This is a genomic window from Streptomyces sp. NPDC059743 (assembly GCF_042732975.1).
Classification (GTDB): domain Bacteria; phylum Actinomycetota; class Actinomycetes; order Streptomycetales; family Streptomycetaceae; genus Streptomyces.
The window spans coordinates 85,797-103,291 of record NZ_JBHWGS010000019.1 but is presented as its reverse complement, the minus strand read 5'-3'; the positions used below and the strand labels follow the sequence as shown (position 1 = coordinate 103,291).

Sequence of the window (17,495 nt, the reverse complement as noted above, 5' to 3'; positions counted from 1 at the left end):
AGAAGGAGAACAGCAGAAAGACCGCATTCGAAAGGATGTGGGCCAAGAAGTGTTCGACAAGTTGTACGAAGGTTGCACGAAGGGCCGGGCGCCAGTGCCAAAGGCCGGACGTCGAACGCCCCCGTCCGGGCGCGGACCGGGCGCCGGACGGGGGCGGGAAGAGAGAAGAGAAGGGGAAGAGGGCGGAAAGGCTGGGCTGGACGTGTGGAAGGAACCGGCGGGCCGTAAGCCCGTCAGCGCAGGCGCAGACCGGTGGCCCTGGCCAGGTCCCGCAGATCGACGTACTTGTAGTTGGAGCCCTCGCGCGGCTCACCGTCGGGACCGGTCACCTCAGGGCTGTCCTCGCCGTCCTGGAACACGGCGAGTCCCTGCGGATACCGCGCGCCGAACGACTTGTTGACGATGTCCAGGCTGTCGGTGCCGTCGGCGCCGTCGACCGCGCCGGGCCCGTGGCCCGCGCCGACCCGGAAACCGGCCTTGTACGCGTTGCCCTTCGCCGGGTCACGGTCGTACACGGCGAAGGTGCTGTCACCCTGGCTGGAGACCACCACATAGCCGCCGCCACCGGGCTGCTCCAGCAGCGTGATGCCCTCGACGTCCGCGACGAGACGGCGCCCGCCGAAGCCCGGGTCCTCGCCCGCGACGCACTCGCCCGTCTCGGGATCCTGCGTGTACGGCACGCCGTAGTCCTTGACCTTGTCGACCAGCGTCGGCCGGCCGGTGAGGTCGGCGTTGATCCGCCAGAAGCCGACGTCCTCCTGGCCCGCGTACAGCACGCCGTTGGCCGCGTCGACGCGCAGGCCCTCCAGATAGGCCTGCTCGCCCGGCTCCTCGCAGGGCGTCCAGGTCCCGCCGTTGGGCAGCTTGAAGGTGGTCGGGAAGCCGATCGTCCTGATCTTGCGGTAGCCGATCTTTCCGTGGACCGGCTTCGTCAGCTCCAGCAGCGCGACCTGGTTGGTGAGTTCCTGGGTGACGACGGCGTAGACACGGCCCGTCCTCCGGTCCTTCCAGGAGGCGAGACCGTACGCGGTGGCCTGTTCGTTCACCTCGTCCTGGTCAGCGGAGAAGATGTACGGCGAGGCGTCGGCGGCCGTGATGTCGGTGACGGGGCCCGAGCGGCGATCCGGGTCGATGCGGTAGATGACGAGCTTGTCACGGCCGCGGTCGGTGGCGATGGCCAGATCGGTGCCGTCCACGACATCCACGTTGTTCAGCCGGCCGGGCATGTCGTCCGGGCCCGGAGCCGCCGGTGACGGGATCGACTGCACCTCGCGCGCCGCCAGGTCGTACACGCGCAGACCGCCGACCTTGGCGGTGCCGAGCACCAGGCTGCGCGCCGGGTTCGCGGGATCGCGCCAGATCGCGGGATCGTCGGCGCTGGCATCGCCGCCGGCCGCGTCGTCGAAGAGGACGGGCGTCTCGGCCTTCGCCGCCACCTCGGCGGTCGACGGGCCCGCCTGCGCCGGGACGACCACGGCCGCGGTCAGCGCGACGGCGGCCGTCGCCACCGCCGCGACCGTGTGACGCCTGGAGAATCTGCTGCCTGTGCTCCGCATGCGAAACCTTCCTGGGTAGATCCTGCGTACAGAGGAACCTCTGAAGGGTGCGGAGCGCCCATGACCCGGCGATGGGCGTGCGATAGCCGTCAACGGCACCTCGCGTGAACAGCTCTCGCGTGAACAGCTCGCGTGCGAAGGGCTCCCGCGTGGAGGGCTCCCGCGTGAACAGCTTCGAAATCGTCGCCGGAAGTCGCGTCATAGCCGGCGAGGTGGCGCCTCTCTCCTGGTACGGGCCCGTCGCAGGGCCGTCCCGTCAGGAGAGGAAGTGCCGCTCATGCCTACCGTCGTGGAACGCGATCTGGAGTTGCGCCTGGTGCTGTCGCCCGAGCGCGGCATCCCCGTACCGGCCCGGCTGACGTACCGTACGGACGATCCGTACGCCGTGCACATCACCTTTCACATCGGCTCCGAGACACCCGTCAAATGGACCTTCGCCCGTGAGCTGCTGGTGGAGGGCGTGTTCCGGCCGTGCGGGCACGGCGATGTACGGATCTGGCCGACGAAGGTCGCCGGGCGCGGCGTTCTCTGTGTGGCCCTCTCCTCGCCCGACGGTGACGCGCTGCTGGAGGCGCCCTCGGCGGCGGTGTCCGCGTGGGTGGAGCGGACGCTGCGGATCGTGCCTCCCGGTACGGAGAGCGGGCAGCTCGGCATGGACGACGGTCTCGCCGAGCTGCTCGCCGCCACTCCTGCGGATGATCTGTGGCTCCGGGATCCCTGGCCGTCCGACGGTTCGACGGACGGTGAGGCCTGACCGGTGGCCGCTCGGGGAGGGCCGGCGGCCGTGGGCTCAGCGGCCGTGGGCTCAGAAGAGTTTGCCGGGATTGAGCAGACCGAGCGGATCGAACGTACGCTTGATGCCGCGCTGCAACTCCACGCCCACCGGGCCCAGTTCGCGCGACAGCCACTCCTTCTTCAGTACGCCGACGCCGTGTTCACCGGTGATCGTGCCGCCCAGCTCCAGACCGAGCGCCATGATCTCGTCGAAGGACTCTCGGGCGCGCCGGGACTCGTCCGGATCCGTCTGGTCGAAGCAGACGACAGGGTGCGTGTTGCCGTCGCCCGCGTGGGCGCAGACGCCGATGGTGAGGCCGTACTTCTCCGCGATGGCCGCCGTGCCGTCGAGCATCGCGGCGAGCCGGGTGCGCGGTACGCACACATCGTCAATCATCGTCGCCGACTTCACGGTCTCCAGCGCGGTGAGCGAGAGCCGCCGGGCCTGGAGCAGCAGCTCCGACTCGGCCGCGTCCTCGGCGGGCACGACCTCGGTGGCGCCGGCCGCGGCGCACAGCTCACCGACGGCGGCCAGATCGGCGGCGGGATCCGGTGTGTCGAAGGCCGCCAGGAGGAGGGCCTCGGTGGTGTCGGGCAGGCCCATATTGGTCATCGCGTTGACGGCGTGGACGGTCGTACGGTCCATCAGTTCGAGCAGGGACGGAGTGTGTCCGCGCTCCATGATCCGGCAGACCGCGTCGCACGCGGCGGCGGTGGAGGCGAACTCCGCGGCCAGCACGAGCTGCTGAGGCGGCTTGGGCCTGAGCGCGAGGACGGCCTTGACGACGATGCCGAGGCTGCCCTCCGAGCCGACGAAGAGCCGCGTGAGGTCATAGCCGGCCACGCCCTTGGCGGTACGGCGGCCGGTGGTGAGCAGCCGGCCGTCGGCGAGGACGACATCGAGGCCGAGGACATACTCCGCAGTGACGCCGTACTTGACGCAGCACAGCCCGCCGGAGGCCGTGCCGATGTTCCCGCCGATGGTGCACATCTCCCAGCTCGACGGATCCGGCGGATAGTAGAGGCCCTGCTCGCCGACCGCGCGGGAGAGAGTGGCGTTGATGACGCCCGGCTCGACCACGGCGATCCGGTCGACCGGGCTGATCTCCAGGATCCGGTCCATCTTGGTCAGGGAGAGGACGATGCACCCGTCCGAGGCGTTGGCGGCGCCCGACAGTCCCGTACGAGCGCCCTGCGGTACGACGGGAACGCGCAGCGCGGTCGCGGTGCGCATGACGTGCTGGACCTGCTCCACCGAGCGCGGCAGCACGACCACCGCCGGTGTGCCCGCCTCGCAGAAGCTCGCCATGTCATTCGCGTAGGAGGCCGTGATGTCCGGGTCGGTGATCAGGGCTTCGGCGGGAAGCCCGGACCGGAGCCGTACGACGAGGTCGTCCTGGGAATCCAGATCATCCATGATCCCAGACTCGCATCCGGGGCCATCGGTGTGAACCCGTCTGCGATCCACAGCGGGAAGCACTGGTGTGCTCTTCATATGGACGCACAGTAATCACCATGAACCCCATGAAAACAGAGCAGGTCAGACACGTCAGAAGGGCGGCGATGGCCGCAGGGGTGGGCGCGGCGCTGGTCGGGGGCGTCCTGCTGTTCGTACCCGCCGACCATGAGCGGCCGGTGCTGACTCCAGAGGCGCGGGCGATGGCCGCGGCGGGCGCCGGAGCGCCGGCCTCGATCCCGGACCTGACCGCGCTCATCCGCGACCGGGAGGCCTGGCTGCGTACCCATCCCAAGGACGGCGAGGCCTGGGCGGTGCTCGGCGCGGCGTATGTGGAAAGCGGCGCGCGGCAGGGGAACTCGGCGTACTACCCCAAGGCGGACCAGGCACTTCAGCGTTCGCTCGCGACGGTAGCGGAGGCAGACGAGCGGGCCGTCGCGGCCCGGCCGGGCAGGCCCGGCGAGGACGGCAAGGCGGGCGAGCCCGCCGAGTACGGCAATCCGGCGGCGCTGGTGGGCCTGGCCCGGCTCGCCAACGCGCGGCACGACTTCACCACCGCCAAGAAATGGGGCGAGACGGTACGCAAGCAGCGGCCCGACGACTGGACTCCGTATCCGGTGCTGGTCGACGCGTACAGCGGTCTGGGCGAGTACAAGGCGGCGGGCGAGGCGCTGGACCGGCTGAAGGAGCTGCGCTCCGGGACACCGGTGCTGGAGCGCGCCGCGGTCCTCTACCACGAGAGCGGCCGGCATGCGGACGCGGCGGCGAAGGCGGCCGAGGCGGCGGAGCGGGCCGTCACACCGGAGGAGAAGGCGGAGGCGCTGCACATGCTGGGCCGGCTCGCCTGGGACCAGGGCAAGCCGGCCGAGGCGCTGGGCCACTACGACGCGGCGCTCGCGGCGGCGCGCGACCATCCCGCCTCCCTGGCCGGGCGCGCGAGGGCGCTGGCCGCGCTGGGCAGGACGGACGAGGCGTACCAGGTCTACGACACGGCGCTCGACAAGCTGCCGCTGCCCGGGTACGCCCTGGAGCTGGGCGAGCTGTACGACTCGGAGGGCCTGACCGGAGACGCGCAGACGCAGTACGAGTGGCTGCGGGAGCGCGTCGAGAAGGCGCAGGCCCATGGAGTGAACGAGGAACTGGTCCTCGCCCGCTTCGAGACCGACCACGGGAATCCGGAGGGAGCCGTGGTCCGGCTGACGGCGGAGTGGACGCGGTCGCACCGGAACATGTACGTCGCGGACGCACTGGCCTGGGCGCTGCACCGGGCGGGCCGGAGCGACGAGGCGCTGACATACGCGCGGAAGGCGACGGGCCAAGGGCTGCGGAGCGCGCTGTTCTCGTACCACCTGGGCGAGATCGAGCGGGCGCTGGGAATGTACGGCCCGGCCCGCCGCCATATCGGGGATGCGCTGCGGATCAATCCGTACTTCTCACCGCTGCTCGTGCCGAAGGCCCGGGAGGCGCTGGACATGCTGGGGAACGTGTCGGGCGGCGGGCCGAGGAGCGTGCCGAAGAACATGCGGGGACAGCAGGGCGTGCCGGAGCAGGGCGTGCAGAGGCAGGACATGCAGGGACAGGACATGCGGGCGCCGGACACGCGTGGCCAGGACACACAGGTTCCGAACATGCAGGGGCCGGACACACAGGCGCGGGACACACAGGGGCAGGCCACACAGGCTCCGGGCATGCGGACGCCGGACGTGCAGGAGCCGCCGGTGTCCTCGCCGTCGCCGTTCCCGGCACCGGCACAGGCGCCGACCGTCGCGGGCACGGTCTGAGCGGACGGAACGACAGGAACGGCCGGAGCGGGCGGGCCACGGCCCCACGGAGGAGTCCGGGTTCGGGCTTCCGTGGGGCCGCGTCGCGTGTCGCGTCGATCGGGGCGCGTCTCGGCCGCAACGGCGTGTCCTGGCCGCAACCTTGGATCAGAGGTTGCCGCGCTTCTCCTGCTCGCGCTCGATCGCCTCGAAGAGCGCCTTGAAGTTGCCCTTGCCGAAGCCCATCGAGCCGTGCCGCTCGATCATCTCGAAGAAGACGGTCGGCCGGTCCTGGACCGGCTTGGTGAAGATCTGGAGCAGATAGCCGTCCTCGTCCCGGTCGACCAGGATCTTCAGCTCGCGCAGCGTCTCGACCGGCACCCGGGTCTCGCCCGCCCACTCGCCGAGCGTGTCGTAGTACGAGTCGGGCGTGTCGAGGAACTGCACTCCCGCCGCCCGCATGGCCCGTACGGAGGCGACGATGTCGTTCGTGGCGAGCGCGATGTGCTGGACGCCGGCCCCGCCGTAGAACTCCAGATACTCGTCGATCTGCGACTTCTTCTTGGCGATCGCGGGCTCGTTGATCGGGAACTTCACCTTGAGGGTGCCGTCGGCGACGACCTTCGACATCAGCGCGGAGTACTCGGTGGCGATGTCGTCGCCCACGAACTCCTTCATGTTCGTGAAGCCCATGACCTTGTTGTAGAAGCCGACCCACTCGTTCATCCGGCCGAGTTCGACATTGCCCACACAGTGGTCGACGGCCTGGAAGGTGCGCTTGGCGGCGGGCTCGACGATCGGGTCCGCGGCGCCGAAGCCCGGCAGATAGGGACCGTCGTAGCCGGAGCGGTCCACCAGGGTGTGGCGGGTCTCGCCGTAGGTGGCGATGGCGGCGAGGACGACCGTGCCGTACTCGTCCTTGATCTCGTACGGCTCCTGGACACCGCGGGCGCCGTGCTCGGTGGCATAGGCATACGCGGCGCGCGCGTCCGGCACCTCGATGGCGAGGTCCACGACACCGTCGCCGTGCTCGGCGACATGCCCGGCGAGGAAGCGGCCCCACTCGGTGGACGGCTTGATGACAGAGGTGAACACAAAGCGGGCCGCGCCGTTCGTGAGGACGTAACTCGCCGTCTCCCGGCTGCCGTTCTCCGGACCGGAGTAGGCGACGAGCTTCATGCCGAAGGCCGTGGAGTAGTAGTGCGCGGCCTGCTTGGCGTTGCCGACGGCGAAGACGACGGCGTCCATGCCCTTGACCGGGAAGGGATCGGCCTCACGCGCGGTGTCGGGAGCGGTGTCGGTGTTCATCGAGGTGTCAGCCATGGCCTCAGCGTCCCGCCGTTCCACAAGGTGCGCAACAGTTCGCGTATTCACTGGGCAGTATGCGCAGCGGATCGCGAGAATGGGAGGGCCATCTGCACAGGATGACTATGGGCAGGACGGGCGACACGCGAAGGCGAGAAGGGGGCGGACCATGGGCATGGGTCCAAGCGGGGGTACGGGCGGGAGCTCGGGCGGAGGTACCGGTGCGGGCGGAGGTACGGGCGCGGCGACGGGAGCCGGTATCGACGGGCTCGACGGCAGGCTCATCGTGCTGCTGGCGCGCGAGCCGCGGATCGGAGTACTGGAGGCCTCGCGCCGGCTCGGTGTGGCGCGCGGGACCGTACAGGCACGTCTCGACCGGCTTCAGTCGAACGGTGTCATCAGAGGATTCGGCCCGACCGTCGATCCGGCCGCGCTCGGCTATCCGGTCACGGCCTTCGCCACTCTGGAGATCAAGCAGGGCCAGGGCGCGGACGTACGCGCCCATCTCGCGACCGTCCCAGAAGTGCTCGAACTGCACACCACCACCGGCCAGGGCGACATGCTGTGCCGGCTCGTGGCCCGCTCGAACGCGGATCTCCAGAGGGTGATCGACCGGGTGGTCGGTTTCGAGGGCATCGTGCGGGCCGCCACGGCGATCGTCATGGAGAATCCCGTACCGCTGCGGATCATCCCTCTGGTGGAACAGGCGGCAGCGGATTCAGCCGCCCGATCGCACGGATCGCGGTGACGGGAGGCAGTTGCCGGGCCGTGTCAGCAGCCCGGTACGTCGCCGCCCTGTTCCAGTGAGCGCAGGGCCGACACCGCGCCCTTGAGCGTGGTGACCGGGATCAGCCGCATCCCGCCGGGCAGCTCGGCGCGCGCGTCGCGGCACTCGGCCTTCGGTACGAGAAAGACGGTCGCGCCGTCGCGGCCGGCCGCCTGCGTCTTGAGGGACACTCCGCCGACCGGGCCGACATCGCCGTCGTCGGTGATCGTGCCCGTACCGGCGATGGTGCGGCCACCGGTGAGATCGCCGCCGGAGCCGTCACCGCCCAGCTTGTCGACAATGCCGAGCGCGAAGAGCAGCCCGGCGCTGGGACCGCCCACATCGGCGAGATGGAGACGGACGTCGACCGAGGCCGGGTCCTTGCCCAGATAGCCGAGCGCCGCGGTGGTCGCGGAGTTCTGCGACTGGACCATGTCCTGGACGTTGTGCTTCTCGATCTCCTTGTCGGACTCACCGGACGGATAGACCGCCTCGCGCGGCAGTACGGCCCGGTCCGCGCGGAACCAGCCGTCGACCACATCGCCGAGATCGACATCGGCGGACGGTCCCGTCGCCTCGATCGTGGTCATCCGCAGCTGGCCCTCGGTGGTGCGGGTGGACGTCCCGCCGATGGTGATGACCTGCCGGCCCTTGTCGGTGCCGAGGACGTCCACGGTCATCCCGGGCTGTGCCACGGCGTACGGCAGCGGCGCGACACCGACGACGGCGAAGAGCACGGCGATCGGGAGGGCGCAGAGGGCGAGAAAGCCGGGACGCGGGAGACGAGAGAGACGAGAAAGCACGGTGTCAATGTATCTGCCGGGAGGACAGGCCGGCCCGTGGCTCCCGGTCCGTGGCTCCCGCACGCACCGTGCCGGGCGACCGCGCCGAGCGGGGCGTACGTGCCGGGCAGGACGTACGTGGTCGCCTCGGCCCGGGACCGTCGCCTCAGCGCAGGGCGTCCGCGACCTCCTTGGCCGCGTCGACAACGCGCGGGCCCACCCGTTCCGGTACGGAGTCGGCGAGCATCACGACTCCGACACTGCCCTCTATCCCTGTCACACCGACCAGCGCGGCGGCGGCACCGCTGGCGCCCGCCTCCAGTTCGCCATGGGTGAGCGTGCAGCGCGGTTCGGTGAGGACGGTCCTGCGGGCGGCGAGGATCGCCTTGCCCGCGGCGCCGCGGTCCAGCGGATGACGGAATCCGGCCCGGTAGGCGACGTGGTAGTCGGTCCAGGTCGGCTCCACCACCGCGACGGCCAGCGCCTCGGCACCGTCCACGAGCGTGAGATGCGCGGTGGCGCCGATGTCCTCGGCGAGCGAGCGCAGAGCGGGCAGCGCGGCTTCCCGTACCAGCGGATGCACCTGGCGGCCCAGGCGCAGCACACCGAGGCCCACTCTGGCCCGGCCACCCAGATCGCGGCGGACCAACGCATGCTGTTCGAGGGTGGCAAGGAGCCGGTAGACGACCGTTCTGTTGACACCGAGCTTGTTGGACAACTCGGTGACGGTCAGACCGTGGTCGGTGTCGGCGAGCAGCTTGAGGACGCGCAGTCCCCGGTCGAGCGTCTGGGAGGTCTCCGCGGTCACGACGCCCTCTCCCTTCGGGGTCCCGTCGGCGGCGCGCGGAGAAGTCTCCGGCAGCTCTTGGTGTGCCGACTGCGCTCTGCGGCTGAGCAGCCACGGGGCGTTTACATTTCGGGGACAGTAGCGAGAGGCACCGCTGAGCGGAAGGGCTCGTCCAGAATCCGGTCAGAGAAGGGCAGTTGCTCCCTGTTCGGACGTGAAGTCGGCAGAGTGGTGACTTGCGGTGATCGCTCCCGCTATGCCGGGTGACCGTTCCGGCTGACAACGGTGTCAGCGAGCGCTGTCCGACGAACGTCCCTTACGGCTCGGACACCGCTCGGAGGGACACCACAACGGCGAGCTCGTCACGTCCAGTTCAGCGCGTCCGGCTCACCGCACTCGGCTCACCGCATCCGGGTGGCCCACTCCTGTACCTTCGCGATCCGCTCCCGGATCTGTCCCGCCGTCGCCTCGGCGCTCGGCGGCCCGCCGCACACCCGGCGCAGCTCCGTATGGATCACTCCGTGCGGCTTGCCGCTCTGATGGACATACGCGCCGACCATCGTGTTGAGCTTCTTGCGCAGCTCCAGCAGCTCCTTGTGGGAGACCACCGGCCGTCGCTCGGCGGGCAGTTCCAGCAGATCCGCCTCGGCGTCCGGCTTCTTGCGGCTGTGCGCGATCTGCCGTGCCTGCCGCTTCTGGAGCAGCAGTTGCACCTGGTCGGGCTCCAGCAGTCCGGGGATGCCGAGATAGTCCTGCTCCTCCTCGCTGCCCGGATGCGCCTGCATCCCGAACTCGGCGCCGTCGTACAGCACCCGGTCGAAGACGGCGTCGGACTCCAGCGCCTCGAAAGGCAGCATGTCCTGCTCGCCGGTGTCCTCGTCCTGTAGCTTCTCGGCCTCCGCCATCTCCTTCTCGGACTCGGCGTAGGGATCCTCCTCGCCGTTCTTCTTCGGCTTGTCGAGTACGTGGTCGCGCTCCACCTCCATCTCGCTCGCGAACCCGAGCAGATTGGGGATGGTGGGCAGAAAGACGGACGCGGTCTCGCCACGGCGTCTGGACCGTACGAAACGGCCGACGGCCTGCGCGAAGAACAGCGGCGTCGAGATGGTCGTCGCGTACACGCCCACCGCGAGACGCGGTACGTCGACGCCCTCCGACACCATGCGGACCGCGACCATCCAGCGGTCCTCGCTCGCGCTGAAGTCGTCGATGCGCTTCGACGCGCCGGTGTCGTCGGAGAGGACGACCGTGGCCTTCGTACCGGTGATCTCACGGATCAGCTTCGCGTACGCGCGCGCCGAGTCCTGGTCGGTCGCGATGACCAGTCCGCCCGCGTCCGGGATGCCCTTGCGCACCTCGGTGAGACGTTGGTCGGCGGCGCGCAGCACATTCGGCATCCAGTCGCCGCGCGGATCGAGCGCGGTGCGCCACGCCTGCGAAATGGCGTCCTTGGTCATGGGCTCGCCGAGCTTGGCCGCGACCTCGTCACCGGCCTTGGTGCGCCAGCGCATATTGCCGCTGTAGCTGAGGAAGATCACGGGACGGACGACTCCGTCGCCGAGGGCGTTGCCGTATCCGTACGTGTAGTCGGCGGCCGAGCGGCGGATGCCGTCGTTGCCCTCCTCGTACGCCACGAAAGGGATGGGATTGGTGTCGGACCGGAACGGCGTACCGGTCAGCGCGAGCCGGCGGGTCGCGGGCTCGAACGCCTCAAGACAGGCCTCGCCCCAGGACTTGGAGTCGCCCGCGTGGTGGATCTCGTCCAGGATGACCAGGGTCTTGCGCTGCTCGCACCGGTTGCGGTGCAGCATGGGCCGTACTCCGACGCCCGCGTAGGTGACGGCGACGCCGTCGTACTCCTTGCTCAGCGGTCCCGCGCTGTAGTCGGGATCGAGCTTGATCCCGATGCGCGCCGCCGCCTCCGCCCACTGCTTCTTCAGGTGCTCGGTCGGCGCGACGACGGTCACCTGCTGGACGACATGGTGGTGCAGCAGCCAGGAGGCGAGCGTCAGCGCGAAGGTCGTCTTGCCGGCGCCGGGTGTCGCGACGGCGAGGAAGTCACGCGGCTGCTCCTGGAGGTATCGGCCAAGAGCCCGCTCCTGCCAGGCACGCAGCTTGTTGGCGGTACCCCAGGGCGCGCGGCCGGGAAAGGCGGGTGAGAGGTGGTGGGAGGAGGCGGTAGTAGTCACGGTCTCCGGTTCGCCGGTCGGGACGTGGGCGGTGGGCTTACGTACGACAACCGGGCCACCCTACCGGCGGGATGGCCCGGTCCTCGTACACACGAGGCCTCGCGCGGGCAGGTGCGACGCCTGTCACACCTCGGGCGCGAGCAACTCCCTGAGCGATTCCGAGATCGCCTTCACCTCGTCCATTTCCCCGGTGGCCACGGCGATGACCAGCCGCTCCGCCGCGTCGATGTCCGGACGCAGAGACACATCGTTCATGGCCAGGAACGTGACACAAGACAGCCAGGCGGTGCGCTTGTTGCCGTCGACCAGCGGGTGGTTGATGGCAAGAGACTGCAAGAGCGCAGCGGCCTTGTCGAGCAGATCCGGGTACGCCTCTTCGCCGAACATGGCCGCCGAGGGGCGGTGCACCGCCGACTCCAGCAGTCCGGCGTCCCGGACCACGACCTGCATGTCATCGCAAGCGTGATCAGCGATAACCAGGACGTCCTCCGCGGACAGATAGAGATACGTCACTTGAGCCGCTCCATCAGCTCACTCCACTTGGCCGCCTGCTCCTTGGCCGTCTGCCTGACCATCGCCTCGTGGGCGGTCCTGGCCAGGTAGTCGTCCACGGCCCTCAGCAGTATGGCGTGCATGCTGGTGCCCTCCTGCTCGGCACGCTGCTTGAGGGCCTCGGTCTGATCGTCACGAAGACGCAGGTTCATTGCCATACCAGAATGGTACTACCCCATGGGGCCAGTGTGGTACCGGCTATCGCGTCCGTACGCGCGCCGCTACCCATACCCCCGCCAGCGCCACCACCGCCATCGGCAGGAACACCGCCGCGAAGGCCGCCGGGTGCGAGCCCGCCGTGCCGGCGTCGGTCACGGCCGAGGCGGTGTGGCCGCCCACCGCGCCGCCGCCCAGGGCCGCGAAGGCCGCGCCGCCCGCCGCCAGCAGCAGGACGTTCGACAGTCCGTCGGAGATCTGGAGCGCGGCGGAGTTCGCGCCCGCCTCCTCCGGCGAGGACAGCTTGAGCAGCAGCACGCTCGTGGAGGCGATCACCGCGCCCATGCCGAGACAGCCGACGCCCCAGGCGATCGCGACGATCCAGACCGGTAGGGCCTCGATCAGCACGCTCGGCGCGGTCGCGATGGCCACGGCGACCAGCACCATGCCGCCCGCCATCAGCCGTTCGCGGTACGGCTCCATACGCGGTCTGGACTGGATGTACGAACCGAGCGCCCAGGTCGCGCCGCCGAGCGCGAGCGAGAGCCCGGCCATCGTCGGCGACAGTCCGCGCTGGGTGACGAGCATCAGCGGTACGAAGCTCTCGGCGGCGATGAAGGAGCCCGCGGACACACCGCGCAGCAGCACGACGGACGGCAGTCCGCGCGCCGCCCGCCAGGTGCCGCCGGGCAGCAGCCCGAGGACCGCGGGGACGAGCAGCGCCGCGCCGGCGGCGGCCGGGAGCAGGGAGAGCGGGCGCAGCTCCTGGCCCGCGTACTGGAGCAGCCCGGCGCCCAGCGAGATCCCGAACGCGAGCCGGATCCTGCGCCGGTCGAGTGCGACGGGCGGCGCGGAGGGATCGGCGGGCCCGGAGGCCATGCGCCGTATCGCGGGCAGGGCGAGCGCGAGCGGCAGCACGATCAGGGCCGGTATCCCGAGGAAGACCCAGCGCCAGCCGAGATGTTCGGTGACCGTGCCGGAGGCGAGCGGCCCGACGACGGACGGGATCACCCAGCTCGCGGCGAACGCGGCCATGATCGCGGGCCGCAGCCGCTCCGGATAGGCGCGGCTGACGACGACGTACAGCGCGACGATGACCAGCCCGCCGCCGAGTCCCTGGACGGCGCGGCCGACGATGAACAGCCACATCGTGCCCGCCGTACCGGAGAGCAGCAGCCCGGCGCCGAAGGCGCTGATCCCGGTGGCGAGCGGCGCGAGCGGCCCGTTGCGGTCGGCCCACTGCCCGGAGAGCACCATGGCGAAGAGGCTGGTGGTGAAGTACGCGGAGAAGGCGAAGGCGTACAGCGCGATCCCGTGCAGCTCCCGCGCGGCCACCGGCATGGCCGTACCGACGGCGGTCGCCTCGAAGGCGATCAGCAGGACGACGGAGACGATGCCGATACTGAGGGCCCGGTGCACGGGACCCAGGACACCACCCTTGCCATGGGCCTCGTCGGACGTCGGGAGCACGGCGTCACGGTCGACGGGAGCGACATCGGCGTCGCCTGGTTCCAGGGTGGTCATAGGCACAGAGTAAGGGCCTATTCCCTGGTTGATCCCTGTCAGGCGACGGATCCGGGCTGGTCCCTTGGTCGTACGACCGTGAACGGAGTGTGGCAGTCGCGTTGCACCACCGCCACCCGCCTTGAGCCCGGCCCGCCGCCGCTCTACGGTCGAGTGAAGCAACAGGAGACCGGCGAAGAAATCCAAGAAACCGAAGAACATGCCGGAGACCCGGCCGTGTGCCCGAGTGGTTCAGGGACTCGCCTGCAAAGCGAGTTACGCGGGTTCGATTCCCGCCACGGCCTCCACTGTCCCGCCCGGACGGGAAACCCGTCCGGGCGGAAAACGGCGAGATCCTCAGCTGTACGCCGACGGCGACTCCTGGGAAGGATCGGGCTCGGGCTTCGGCTGGAGTACCGCCTTCTGCGGAAGCCCTCCGTTGTTCTCGCACTCCAGCTTCTTCGCCAGGGCGAATGAGGCCGCGTGGAGGACGGTGAGATTGTCCTCGCGCAGGGCCTGACTTTCCGGCACGTCACGCTCCCTGAAGCTCATCAGGCCCACGATGCGTGCGGGATCCTTGTCCGAGCCGTCCAGTTGGGGGCTCACACACTCGAAGCGGAGCGAGGAATTCTTGGCTCCGGCCACGGCTTGCTTACCGAGTTCGTAGAGCCGCTGGCTCGCCGAGTGGCGGTTGTCCAAGACGTCTTCCGGTTTGTAGAAGCCGAAGCTGATGTTCATGTTCCCGGAACCACGCTTCTTGCCCTTGATCTTGCAGAATTCGCCGGCACTGGTGTACACGCTCTGCCCGTCCGCGTAGAGATCCTTGAGCTTGGCGGCAACCCTGTCCAGCGCGCCGTCACCGTTGCGCCAGAAGGTCGTGTCGCCGATCGCGGACTCCACGGAAGCCACCGCATCATCGGAGAACACGGAATCACAGAGCTTCCCGGCATCGACGTGGAGAGGCTCCTCGCTCTCGCCGCCGCCGCACGCCGATACACCAAGGCCGAATGCCAGCACGACACCCACGGTCCGTGCGGTGTTCCGTATCCTCACAGATCTCGCTCTTTCTCTTGTCTCAGCCGGTCTCGGGATCATTTCCCTGCTGGTTCTCCCGGTCATTGCCCTTCGCATAACCGAGATCGACGGAGTCCCGGAGATCCCTGCCGAATTCGCTGTTCATATCGATGCCGTGCTGGTCGCGGAAATGCTTCATGGGCGCCTCCGCACTGTGCTCACCGGCCCGGAAGACTGTCGTCTTCTCCTCCCGGGTCAGCTCTTCGATCTTTTCCTTGTGCTTGTCGATGGAACCGTCCGACCAGTCGCCGATGACCTGACCGGCGATCTGCTCCAGCGCCCCGCTGCCCGTGTCGACGGCCAGCGGCACCAGGATGGCCGCCGCTCCGACGGCGGCGGTGGCCGGTAGAAACGCGACTCCGGCGGCGATCGCGGAGGTCGCGCCGAACTCGACCCAGGCGGACCGCTGCTGCTGTGCCTTCTCGTACTCCTCGTGCAGCTTCAGGCCCTCCGCCTCGACCTGGTCGGCACGCGACTGGTCGAGCATTCCCTGGACCTCGGCGCCGACGCCCACGGCTGCCCGCGCCGCGCCCTGGTCGGGCCGGCCGTCCGGGCCCACCTGTGCCTCCAGCATGCTGGTGGTGTAGATCCGCTCGGCGGTGGTGACGGACGCGTACGCGTCGGGGTGCTGGCCCAGGGAGCTGAGAAATTGGCGGGCGTCGTCCCGGCCGAACTCGGCATGGGCGTCCGGGTTTTTGTCCGGCGCGAAGATACTGCCGTCCAAGTTCTCTTCCAGCGCCCAGTTGATGTCGTCGATGTAGCCGGCTCCCATGTGGCCCATGCTGTCCGCCAGCGCCTCCTGGTGCTTGAGCAGGCCTGGGTCCTGACCGTACTTTTCGGCAACCTTTTCCATAATGGTGGCATTCGTCCCGTCCCGGACGGCGTTCGGATCCGGGCTGTCCCAGGAATAACCGAGTGTGGCGGACTCCAGGGCATGGCCCAGTGCGTCCGGCATGTACGCCACGGACTTGGCCGCGTCGTCGGGATCATGACCGTCGATGTCGGGGAACGACTCGTACTCCTCGCTGGCGAAGTAGTCGAGGTAGCTCTCGATGGGATAACCATCTTTGCCCTTGCCGAGGTTTGCGTCAGCACCCGTGTTGACGGTGCCGTCCTCGTTGTAGGCCGTGGGAATGGCGGAGAAGAACTGCTTCGACGCCTCCGGACTGTGCCCGAGCGCCTCCAGCATGCCGACGACCGGATCGTAACCGGAACCGTTCACACCGGACGGATTGAAGAGGTTCTTCTGCCAGCCGCCCATCGACTTCGTGTCGGCGAACATGTACGGGTCCTTCTGGTGCAGCTGGACCACATGCTCGGCTATCGGGTTCAGGAACTTCGGGTCGTAGTTGCCGTACCGCATGATCCCGCCGAGGAGCTGATATCCGAACGGCGGATTCATGTCGTTCCTGATCAGCGGAATGCGCTCGGTGCCGAGCCGTCGCATGTCCTCGGACCACTTCTGCGTCCACGGGTCGTTCTCGCCCGTAGGGCCGGTGGCGGTGGCCAGGTTGAGTCCCAGATTCCGCTGAAGCGCCTGGACGTCCTTGAGGCGTTCCTCGTCGAGTTCGGAGTAGTCGTAGGTGTCCGTGGCCAACTGGCCGAAGAACTTCAGCGATCCCTCGGGGCCGAGACCGTTGTAGAAGGTCCGGGAGAACTCGCGTGACGAGTGATTGTCCGCCAGCAGTTCGTTGAGCTGCTGGAGCTCGGCGTGGGTGAGATCACGGCCCTTCTTCGCCAGGTCGACGGCGCGCTGTGCCTCTTCGGCGTCCAGGCTGTCGTACCTGGGCGCGCTGAAGTTGTGCTGATCGGCGGTGATGTTCGCCGTGAGCGCGTTGGCCGTGGCCACATCGGCGTCGTCGCACGTCTCCACGACGGCGTCGATACGGCGCTGCATGGCGTCGATCTTGTTGTTCTGCGTGCGCAGCATCTCGCTGAAGTCGGGATCGTGGCGGGCGCCTTGGTCCTTTTCCAGCGGATACCGGGCCTCGACCCGGCCGTGGGCGGTGACGACCAGGCCCTGGGCCGGTGCGTCCGTGTCCATGAGCTTCTTGAGGTCGTCCTTGGCCTTCTTGAACGCCTCGTAGCCGTCCGCCAGGATCAGCTTGATGCCCTTGGCCGCCTTCGCCGCGTCGTCGAACTCCTTGGCCGTCTTGTCCACGAACGGCTTGGTGACCTCGGCGTTGACGCCTCGCCAGTAGTCGTCCTTGGCCTTGGCCGCCATGGTCGTACGCGCGTCCTCGGCGAGCGTCTCCAGCTTGGTGGTCATCTCCGACCAGTCGTCCGCCGCCGACTTCAGCTTGTCCAGCGGAGCGTGGTACACATCGTTGAAGGTCAGCATCACTACCCCGCAGCTACTTGAAGTACTCGTTTATCCTGGACGCCGCGAGAGCGGCCGTGATCTCTTGCTCTTCTCGCGCGTGCGACGCCGCGCTGTAGTCCAGGTGGTTGGAGATATTCGCGCACGCGTCGAGCAGTGTGCTGAGCTGCGAGTTCCAGGTGTCATGGACGGTCCGCATCGCGGCGCCGGTACGGAAGTTGTTGACGGTCATCATCGTCGCCGCGTCGGAAGTGCTGCCGGCGGCGTGGTTGCCGTCGGACTTGAGCCGTCCGTGCAGCGCATACGCCGCGCTTCCAATCTCCCCGAGCTTGTCCTGGCTGACGCTCAGATCGGCGCTGCTCCCGCCGGCCGGCCCGTCGTCGGGAACTCTGTTCAGCCGCATGGCGGTGTTGGCTGTGGCATCAGTGCGGGCGGATGCCCACTCCTCGTCGAACGACATGGCTTCCCCGTTGAATGAACTGAAAAGGTTGAGACCGAACTGAAAGAGCCGAGAC

At 68.9% G+C, this 17,495-nt stretch carries 15 protein-coding genes and 1 tRNA gene; 4 read left to right on the top strand and 12 right to left on the bottom strand.

The window, feature by feature from the left end:
• Positions 1 to 233: 233 nt before the first annotated feature.
• Positions 234 to 1,556 carry a phytase gene (locus ACFV6H_RS30105; protein WP_385548419.1) on the bottom strand — a complete coding sequence of 441 codons (1,323 nt, stop codon included), beginning with the start codon at positions 1,554 to 1,556 and terminating at the stop codon, positions 234 to 236.
• A 277-nt stretch (positions 1,557 to 1,833) separates the two neighbouring features.
• Between ACFV6H_RS30105 and ACFV6H_RS30100 the strand changes: the two genes are divergently transcribed.
• Positions 1,834 to 2,310, top strand: a complete 477-nt coding sequence (locus tag ACFV6H_RS30100) for an SsgA family sporulation/cell division regulator (protein ID WP_384778452.1) — start codon at positions 1,834 to 1,836, stop codon at positions 2,308 to 2,310.
• Between the two features lie 51 nt (positions 2,311 to 2,361).
• On the opposite strand, the gene ACFV6H_RS30095 is transcribed toward ACFV6H_RS30100, so the two are convergent.
• Complete coding sequence (locus tag ACFV6H_RS30095; protein ID WP_384778455.1) at positions 2,362 to 3,747, bottom strand: FAD-binding oxidoreductase; 1,386 nt, start codon at positions 3,745 to 3,747, stop codon at positions 2,362 to 2,364.
• A gap of 107 nt (positions 3,748 to 3,854) precedes the next feature.
• On the opposite strand from ACFV6H_RS30095, the gene ACFV6H_RS30090 reads away from it, so the two are divergent.
• Positions 3,855 to 5,567 (top strand): tetratricopeptide repeat protein, encoded by a 1,713-nt coding sequence (locus tag ACFV6H_RS30090; protein WP_385548414.1) that lies wholly within the window; start codon positions 3,855 to 3,857, stop codon positions 5,565 to 5,567.
• Positions 5,568 to 5,714: 147 nt separating this feature from the next.
• Here the strand turns inward: ACFV6H_RS30090 and hppD are convergent, their stop codons facing one another.
• Complete coding sequence (gene hppD, locus ACFV6H_RS30085; protein ID WP_385548595.1) at positions 5,715 to 6,854, bottom strand: 4-hydroxyphenylpyruvate dioxygenase; 1,140 nt, start codon at positions 6,852 to 6,854, stop codon at positions 5,715 to 5,717.
• A gap of 172 nt (positions 6,855 to 7,026) precedes the next feature.
• On the opposite strand from hppD, the gene ACFV6H_RS30080 reads away from it, so the two are divergent.
• Positions 7,027 to 7,599 carry an Lrp/AsnC family transcriptional regulator gene (locus ACFV6H_RS30080; protein WP_385548592.1) on the top strand — a complete coding sequence of 191 codons (573 nt, stop codon included), beginning with the start codon at positions 7,027 to 7,029 and terminating at the stop codon, positions 7,597 to 7,599.
• Between the two features lie 23 nt (positions 7,600 to 7,622).
• On the opposite strand, the gene ACFV6H_RS30075 is transcribed toward ACFV6H_RS30080, so the two are convergent.
• The 6 genes from ACFV6H_RS30075 to ACFV6H_RS30050 all read right to left on the bottom strand — a co-directional run bounded on the left by ACFV6H_RS30075 (position 7,623) and on the right by ACFV6H_RS30050 (position 13,607).
• Positions 7,623 to 8,420: a S16 family serine protease gene (locus tag ACFV6H_RS30075; protein ID WP_385548411.1), complete on the bottom strand. Its 798-nt coding sequence runs from the start codon at positions 8,418 to 8,420 to the stop codon at positions 7,623 to 7,625.
• A 145-nt stretch (positions 8,421 to 8,565) separates the two neighbouring features.
• Entirely contained in the window at positions 8,566 to 9,207 is a 642-nt protein-coding gene (locus ACFV6H_RS30070; RefSeq protein ID WP_066953917.1) for an IclR family transcriptional regulator, read from the bottom strand.
• Positions 9,208 to 9,587: 380 nt separating this feature from the next.
• Positions 9,588 to 11,375 carry a DEAD/DEAH box helicase gene (locus ACFV6H_RS30065; RefSeq protein WP_385548407.1) on the bottom strand — a complete coding sequence of 596 codons (1,788 nt, stop codon included), beginning with the start codon at positions 11,373 to 11,375 and terminating at the stop codon, positions 9,588 to 9,590.
• A 123-nt stretch (positions 11,376 to 11,498) separates the two neighbouring features.
• The gene (locus ACFV6H_RS30060; protein WP_384778472.1) at positions 11,499 to 11,888 is read right to left on the bottom strand and encodes a type II toxin-antitoxin system death-on-curing family toxin; all 390 of its coding nucleotides are present in this window, start codon (positions 11,886 to 11,888) and stop codon (positions 11,499 to 11,501) included.
• Positions 11,885 to 12,085 (bottom strand): ribbon-helix-helix protein, CopG family, encoded by a 201-nt coding sequence (locus ACFV6H_RS30055; protein ID WP_046500098.1) that lies wholly within the window; start codon positions 12,083 to 12,085, stop codon positions 11,885 to 11,887. The genes ACFV6H_RS30060 and ACFV6H_RS30055 overlap by 4 nt, the downstream gene beginning before the upstream one ends.
• Positions 12,086 to 12,125: 40 nt before the next feature.
• Entirely contained in the window at positions 12,126 to 13,607 is a 1,482-nt protein-coding gene (locus ACFV6H_RS30050) for an MFS transporter (RefSeq protein WP_385548402.1), read from the bottom strand.
• Between the two features lie 212 nt (positions 13,608 to 13,819).
• Here ACFV6H_RS30050 and ACFV6H_RS30045 point away from each other — a divergent pair.
• Positions 13,820 to 13,894, top strand: a tRNA-Cys gene (locus ACFV6H_RS30045).
• 49 nt (positions 13,895 to 13,943) lie between these two features.
• On the opposite strand, the gene ACFV6H_RS30040 is transcribed toward ACFV6H_RS30045, so the two are convergent.
• From ACFV6H_RS30040 to ACFV6H_RS30030, 3 genes are all read right to left on the bottom strand, one after another.
• Positions 13,944 to 14,495: a hypothetical protein gene (locus ACFV6H_RS30040; RefSeq protein ID WP_385548399.1), complete on the bottom strand. Its 552-nt coding sequence runs from the start codon at positions 14,493 to 14,495 to the stop codon at positions 13,944 to 13,946.
• A gap of 166 nt (positions 14,496 to 14,661) precedes the next feature.
• Positions 14,662 to 17,001, bottom strand: coding sequence for a hypothetical protein (locus ACFV6H_RS30035; protein ID WP_385548396.1), 2,340 nt, complete (start codon positions 16,999 to 17,001; stop codon positions 14,662 to 14,664).
• 13 nt (positions 17,002 to 17,014) lie between these two features.
• The gene (locus ACFV6H_RS30030; RefSeq protein WP_385548393.1) at positions 17,015 to 17,440 is read right to left on the bottom strand and encodes a hypothetical protein; all 426 of its coding nucleotides are present in this window, start codon (positions 17,438 to 17,440) and stop codon (positions 17,015 to 17,017) included.
• Between the last annotated feature and the right edge of the window lie 55 nt (positions 17,441 to 17,495).

Excerpts from the sequence above, each read along its gene's own strand:
- ACFV6H_RS30035 (WP_385548396.1), bottom strand. The coding sequence starts at position 17,001 with ATGCTGACCTTCAACGATGTGTACCACGCTCCGCTGGACAAGCTGAAG.
- hppD (WP_385548595.1), bottom strand. The coding sequence starts at position 6,854 with ATGAACACCGACACCGCTCCCGACACCGCGCGTGAGGCCGATCCCTTC.
- ACFV6H_RS30050 (WP_385548402.1), bottom strand. The coding sequence starts at position 13,607 with ATGACCACCCTGGAACCAGGCGACGCCGATGTCGCTCCCGTCGACCGT.
- ACFV6H_RS30055 (WP_046500098.1), bottom strand. The coding sequence starts at position 12,085 with ATGGCAATGAACCTGCGTCTTCGTGACGATCAGACCGAGGCCCTCAAG.
- ACFV6H_RS30100 (WP_384778452.1), top strand. The coding sequence starts at position 1,834 with ATGCCTACCGTCGTGGAACGCGATCTGGAGTTGCGCCTGGTGCTGTCG.
- ACFV6H_RS30030 (WP_385548393.1), bottom strand. The coding sequence starts at position 17,440 with ATGTCGTTCGACGAGGAGTGGGCATCCGCCCGCACTGATGCCACAGCC.
- ACFV6H_RS30080 (WP_385548592.1), top strand. The coding sequence starts at position 7,027 with ATGGGTCCAAGCGGGGGTACGGGCGGGAGCTCGGGCGGAGGTACCGGT.
- ACFV6H_RS30105 (WP_385548419.1), bottom strand. The coding sequence starts at position 1,556 with ATGCGGAGCACAGGCAGCAGATTCTCCAGGCGTCACACGGTCGCGGCG.
- ACFV6H_RS30095 (WP_384778455.1), bottom strand. The coding sequence starts at position 3,747 with ATGGATGATCTGGATTCCCAGGACGACCTCGTCGTACGGCTCCGGTCC.
- ACFV6H_RS30090 (WP_385548414.1), top strand. The coding sequence starts at position 3,855 with ATGAAAACAGAGCAGGTCAGACACGTCAGAAGGGCGGCGATGGCCGCA.